This is a genomic window from Pseudomonadales bacterium (genome assembly GCA_013215025.1).
Taxonomy (GTDB): domain Bacteria; phylum Pseudomonadota; class Gammaproteobacteria; order Pseudomonadales; family DT-91; genus DT-91.
On sequence record JABSRR010000004.1, the window covers coordinates 21849 to 28084 of the forward strand.

Below are 6236 nucleotides of genomic sequence, written 5' to 3' on the forward strand. Positions count from 1 at the left end.
TCGCTTAATCAGCGGGGCTGTAGGTAGACCACTGGCAACTCTCGCTCGGTGTTATCAGCATACACTTGTTGCCTGGGATTTTTTTCTCGAATCACCTGCCATGCGGCCTCTCGCTCTGCACCTTGAAGCTCATGCGCTGATACCGCAAAACGCTGCTTACCCAGCTGCGCATTCACCTGAGGCTGCGCTTGTAAATTAAGCCACCACAGCGGGTGCTTGTGCTGGCCATTATTTGATGCAACCACAGTCACAAAATCTTTATAGGGGTAACACACCACCGGGACTTGACGTAACTGCCCAGACTTGCGCCCAATAGTTTCTATCATCACGATGGATTGCCCGCCCATGCTGGCACCAAGACGCCCGCCAGTAAGGTTAAATACTTTGCGGTGTACTTTGGTAAACCATTGCCAATTTGCCATTTGATAACCTTTATTTATAGCTTTTCATTGATAACTTTTTATATTTTATGCATAGTTTTTCTGTTAGTCAGACAGCTGATACTTATGCTGCCGAAACGATGCCAAACACTGAGCACATAAACATTGATCGGCCGGCAGCGTTGGCGGCAGTTTGCTAACATACTTACTGCATGTTAAGGATGGCTGGCTGCACCAGCAATCGGCAATCGATGCACCTGGCTGCGTCATTACACACTGATTGGCTTGGCCACAGGCTGGACAGCGATTAGGCTTGGCATCATGCGCAGTCAAGCTTAGGCCGCCGCAACCAAAGCAGTGGCATCAAAGCTCACCGCAGACCAGCCAAACTGCATAAAATTACGGATATTGGCGTGATCATCGGCCTCAGGATGCTGTAATACATCAATAAAATAATAATCACCAAACAAGCTCAAGGTATGCTGCTCACTCAGCTGCTGCAGCTGAGCAAAAGCAAAGATTTTACATGAGCCGAGATTACTGCCCGCAGCATTGATTTGCTCGCCAACACGAAAGCCAACCGCGCTAAATTGGTAATGCTGATCAATACAATCTATGACCTGGGTAAATGATAAGGCTTTGGGGTCTGACTCAAGCAGTGCCAGCAATTCTGAAATCGACATGGTATTTTCTCAATTTTTTGCGCAATTTTTCACCAAATCTGATTAAATCTGGGCACATTATTGCGAAGTTTCGTATTATTGGTGATCCGAGATAGTTTACAGCATTCATAAGCTCCTGTTTATATGAGAAATTTACTTACTGCCATTTCCATACTTTTTTTAGGCTTTGGCCTTTCTTATATGGTTGGCACCATGAAGCCAAAACCCGAAAAGCTGGCCGAGGCAGAGCGACCCGCCATCAAGGTATCGGCCGTTATCGCTGCACCACAAACTCAGCGCATTGATGTTTTAGCACACGGACTGGTCGAAGCCAGTCAATCCATCGACTTGATTGCCGAAGTATCGGGGCGCGTGCTTAGCGTCCATAAGAATTTCTTACTCGGTGGTCAGATCGCTGAGGGCGAGCAAATTCTCAGCATTGATGATACGCAATATCTAGCTGAGCTGGCGAATGCAGAAGCCGAAGTTGCCGCTGCCGAAGAAGCGGTTGCTACCGAGACCGCGCGCGCCAATCAGGCAAAAAAAGAATGGCGCGACTTAGGTTCAGACGCGGCAAACGCGCTGTTTTTACGTAAACCACAGCTTAAATCCGCACAAAGCCGGCTAAAAACTGCCAAGGCTAGGTTAAGCCGCAGTCGCCAATTAATCGAGCGCACCAAGCTTACCCTGCCGTATGCGGTGAATATCGTCGACACCCATATTCATGAAGGGCAATTCGTGACGATGGGCAGTCGTCTTGCTGAGCTGTATCGCAGCGATAAACGTCAGGTCAAACTGCAGCTTAGCCAACAGCAGCTGCAAACCGCCAATATCGCCTGGCCGATTAGCACTGAAAACCCCCCACTCATTACCCTTTATGACCCACGCGACAAAAGACTTGAAATTAACGCCGAGCTGCTCAGCCGCAGCGCCGTGGTTGATCGCAGCAATCAGTTTATCGACCTGATTGTGGCGATCGACAACCGCTTCGCCGAGCATTTTTTACCCGGCCTCTATATCGAAGCCCGAGTGGCGGGCGAGGCTCAAACGCAGGTTTTCACCCTTCCTGAAAACGCCTTTCATGATAAACGCTATATTCTTACTGCCGATGCTGATAACCGTATTGCTTTCAATGATGCGCAGTTTTTAGCGCGGCGAGGGGCATCATTATTGCTGCGCGCGCAGATTCCTGCTGGGGCAACCATTATTACCTCGCGCCTACCCTTGGCAGCCCCTGGTATGCGCGTAGCGCCGCAGTTACCAGCCACTGATAACGGCGACGTTGCGCTTCGGAACAGCCTATGACACAGCTGATTGCTTGGTTCTCTCGCAATACCATTGCCGCCAACTTACTGATGCTGGCAATCTTGCTGGGTGGCATTTTTGCGGTGCAATATATCGACAAAGAATTTTTTCCCAAGGCAGACCCCAGCAGCGTTGAAATCAGCATCGCCTACCCTGGCGCAGCACCGGTAAATGTTGAAGAACAGATCTGTATTCGAGTTGAGCAGGCGCTAGACGGCTTAAGTGGCGTTGACCGCATCACCACCAAGGCAAAAAAGAACCGCTGCGAAATCGATGTTAAAGTAGCTGATAACTATTCGATTGGCGCGCTTTACGACGACGTCAAAAACCGCGTAGACAGCCTGAACACCTTACCTGTCGATGCTGAAAAACCGCAGGTCACCCAGCCTTTGCGCACCCACGACATGATGGAAATTGTGCTCGAGGGCGAGGTGTCAGAAAAAGTGTTGAAAATTCATGCTGACAAAATCAAGCGTGAACTTGAACAGCTCAAATATGTTTCCACGGTCAATGTGCAAGGTCAGCGTGATTATGAAATTACTATCGAGCTCGATCGCTCTGCACTGTTGCGCCATCAACTCAGCTTTAACCAAGTGCGGCAGGCGGTCAGCAATAATTCGATAGACTCGCCGCTTGGCACTATTCGCTCTAACCAGGGCGATATTTTACTGCAGACTCGGCAAGAAGCTGACGATATTGAAAAACTGGCTAATATCATTGTGCTTAAATCGCCCGACGGTGGCGTAGTAAAACTGGGCGATATTGCCACCATCAAAGATGATTTCACGCAAGATTACAGCATCATCTCACGCTTCAATAAAACCCCAGCGCTGTTTCTTGAAGTGCAGGTGACTGGCGACCCCGACGTATTAAAAACCAAGCAAGAAGTTAGCGCTTACTTATCCGCAAAACAGCAAGAGCTGCCAGAGTCGCTAACAGTGTCGGTATGGCACGACTTTTCGCTGTCTTTTAAAGATCGTATCCGCACTCTTTTAAAAAATGGTGCCAGCGGCTTATTACTGGTATTTGTCGTACTGATGCTGTTTCTTAGACCGCTATTGGCGCTTTGGGTATGTATTGGTATTTTTATCGCATTTCTCGGCACGCTTTGGCTGATGCCGATGTTAGATGCCAGCTTGAATATGATTTCACTGTTCGCGTTTCTAATGATACTGGGGATTGTGGTTGACGATGCGATTATTGTTGGTGAGTCTGTATATGCCGAACAACAGGCGCACGGTGCCGGCACTGATAGTGCGATTCGCGGCACGCAGCGGGTATATAAGCCGGTGCTGTTTGCCGTGGCATCAACCATGCTGGTGTTTATTCCGATGCTGTTTTTGCCTGGCGAGTCTGCCAAAGCCTCGCAGGCGATTCCTACCGTGGTCTTGCTGACGCTGGCGTTTTCACTGATAGAAAGTCTGTTCATCTTGCCGTCACACTTAGCCGACATGCCGCCTGAAGGCTATTTTAAACATCCTTTGATACAAAAATTTGATCGCCTACGTGGTTTTTTTGCCGCCCAGCTTGCGCGCTTTGTCAGCCAAATCTATCGCCCCTTATTATCCTTAGCACTGAGGCACTATGGCTCGGCGATCGCCAGCTTTGTAGTCGCGATGGTACTGTCGATTTCGATTTTTGCGGGCGGCTGGATGACATTCAGCTTTCTACCGAATGTCACAACTGACTATATTATTTTACAAATCACGCTACCGCAGGGTGAACCTGAACAGCTAACACAAGATATCACCTACCGCATTGAAAATGCGTCCGAGCAAGTGCAACAGCAGGCCCTATTCAAAGATAGCGATACTTCGCATATTTGGGGTTACTCTGTGCGTGGCTGGGAAAACAATATCTATGGTGCAATGGGCATCAATCGCGAATTTAAACAAACCATCAGCTCACCTGAACTGATCGATATGTGGCGCGAAGCNATCGGCCCCATTCCTGAAGCTGAGGATATGGTGTTTTTCTATCAAATCTCTGATCAAGGTAAACCGTTAGAATATCAACTCTCCAGCGAAAGCAATCAAAGTCTAAATGAGGCTAGCCAACTCCTGCAGCAACACCTTGCAGCCTTTGCCGGGGTATTTGATGTACGCGATTCGCTGCAAACGCCGCGCAGTGAAATTGAATTGGCCTTAAAGCCCTCCAGCGAATTTGGCGCCTGGGATATGAACTTATTAACCCAGCAGGTACGCAGTGCATTCTATGGTTCAGAGATTAAGCGTATTCCGCGTGATGGCGAAGATATTCGCATTATGCTTAAGCTGGCGGCTGATCAACGTGGTCAATATGAATCGATTGTTAATCTTCCGGTACGCGATAGCAATGGCCAACAGGCAAGCCTTGGCGCGATCAGCGATATTGACTATGTACCAGCGCTGCAAGATATCACCCGCACGGATAAAAAACGCAGCTTAAAAGTCACCGCCGACTTAAAACCCGACACCTCCGACGCGATCGAAATATCTAACTCCGTGATCGGTGAATTTGCCGCAGCCTTAAAACAAACCCACCCGGACGTCGAAGTGGCGCTGAAAGGCCAAGAAGAAGAACGCCGCGACTTTATGGCCGCCTGGGGCATTTATTTTCTGCAAGCCTTGCTGGCCATCTATGCCATGATGGCGATTGCGTTTCGCTCATATTGGCAACCGGTGATCATTCTCACCGCGATTCCATTTGGCGTCATGGGTGCAATCTTTGGCCACCTGATCATGAACTACCATATCAGCATTTTCTCGTTCTTAGGGGTGATGGCCTGTGCCGGCGTCGTGGTAAATGACAATCTGGTTTTAATCGACCGGATTAACCAGTTACGCTCACAAGGGGTAGAGATTTTTGACGCGGTACTGCAAGGCGGCATCGACCGTTTTCGACCGATTATCCTCACCTCGATCACTACGTTTATTGGCTTGCTACCAATTATGTCTGAGACTAGCCTGCAGGCACAGTTCCTTATTCCAATGGTTATCTCTTTAGCCTATGGGGTATTGTTTGCCACAACGGTCACCCTGATATTGGTGCCCTGCCTATATTATTTGGGTGAGCGCTTTAAAGTTAAGCTCAGCCATGTTTTGCATCTNGATCGAGATAACTACGCCTAATGTCATTGCCAACACGCTGTCGCGCCGACTTTTCTCAACGCGAGGTGGTATTACCCTCCGAGCATCAATGGTTCGATTCTCCACAATCTGGTGTAAGGCGCATGCCCTTGGACCGCATCGGTGCTGAGCAAGCACGCGCAACCTCCCTGGTTCGCTATGCCCCGCATAGTGAATTTGCAGAGCATCAACACCCTGGCGGCGAGGAAATTTTTGTACTTGAAGGTGAATTTGCCGACGAATACGGAAGCTACCCTGCTGGCAGCTATTTACGTAACCCAATAGGCAGCAGCCACAGCCCGAAGGTCGGTGCCCAAGGAGCGTTGATTTTTGTTAAACTGCAGCAGTTTCAGGCGGATGACCAACTTCAATTAAACCTAAATTGTAATCAGCAGGCCTGGCGCCCAGGCTTAGTAGACGGCTTATCGGTGATGCCCCTGCATGACTATGAGGGCGAGCATATAGCACTGGTCAAGTGGGCAGCATTTACCGAATTTAATCCCCACCAACACTTTGGCGGCGAGGAAATTCTGGTGCTTGAGGGCACCTTCTATGATGAGCATGGCAGCTATCCGAAAGGCAGCTGGATTCGAAGCCCGCACCTCAGTCAACATCGCCCTTTTACACGCGAGGACGGAGCACTCATTTACGTTAAAGTGGGCCATTTACATCCCGAGCTGATTGCTGAGTTTTAGCTATTGTTAGCCCTCAGCGCTTAGACTTTTAATCCTTTAGCTCTCAGTTCTTTAGCTCTTACTCGTTTAGCTCTTAATCGTTTAGCT

The 6236-nt window shown here is 49.0% G+C and carries 6 protein-coding genes; 3 read left to right on the top strand and 3 right to left on the bottom strand.

What is annotated here, in order from left to right; genetic code table 11:
• Positions 1–8 precede the first annotated feature (8 nt).
• The 3 genes from HRU21_00670 to HRU21_00680 form a co-directional block, all read right to left on the bottom strand.
• A complete protein-coding gene (locus HRU21_00670) occupies positions 9–422 on the bottom strand; it encodes a nitroreductase family deazaflavin-dependent oxidoreductase (protein ID NRA40796.1) in 414 nt (137 codons plus the stop codon).
• Between the two features lie 63 nt (positions 423–485).
• Complete coding sequence (locus tag HRU21_00675) at positions 486–713, bottom strand: cysteine-rich CWC family protein (GenBank protein NRA40797.1); 228 nt, start codon at positions 711–713, stop codon at positions 486–488.
• Positions 714–715: 2 nt separating this feature from the next.
• Positions 716–1063: a HopJ type III effector protein gene (locus tag HRU21_00680; GenBank protein ID NRA40798.1), complete on the bottom strand. Its 348-nt coding sequence runs from the start codon at positions 1061–1063 to the stop codon at positions 716–718.
• Between the two features lie 192 nt (positions 1064–1255).
• Between HRU21_00680 and HRU21_00685 the strand changes: the two genes are divergently transcribed.
• From HRU21_00685 to HRU21_00695, 3 genes are all read left to right on the top strand, one after another.
• Positions 1256–2347: an efflux RND transporter periplasmic adaptor subunit gene (locus HRU21_00685; protein ID NRA40799.1), complete on the top strand. Its 1092-nt coding sequence runs from the start codon at positions 1256–1258 to the stop codon at positions 2345–2347.
• Positions 2344–5457 (top strand): efflux RND transporter permease subunit, encoded by a 3114-nt coding sequence (locus HRU21_00690; GenBank protein ID NRA40800.1) that lies wholly within the window; start codon positions 2344–2346, stop codon positions 5455–5457. Before HRU21_00685 ends, HRU21_00690 begins: the two co-directional genes overlap by 4 nt.
• On the top strand, positions 5457–6149 hold the full coding sequence (locus HRU21_00695) for a cupin domain-containing protein (GenBank protein NRA40801.1): 693 nt from the start codon (positions 5457–5459) through the stop codon (positions 6147–6149). Before HRU21_00690 ends, HRU21_00695 begins: the two co-directional genes overlap by 1 nt.
• Positions 6150–6236 lie beyond the last annotated feature (87 nt).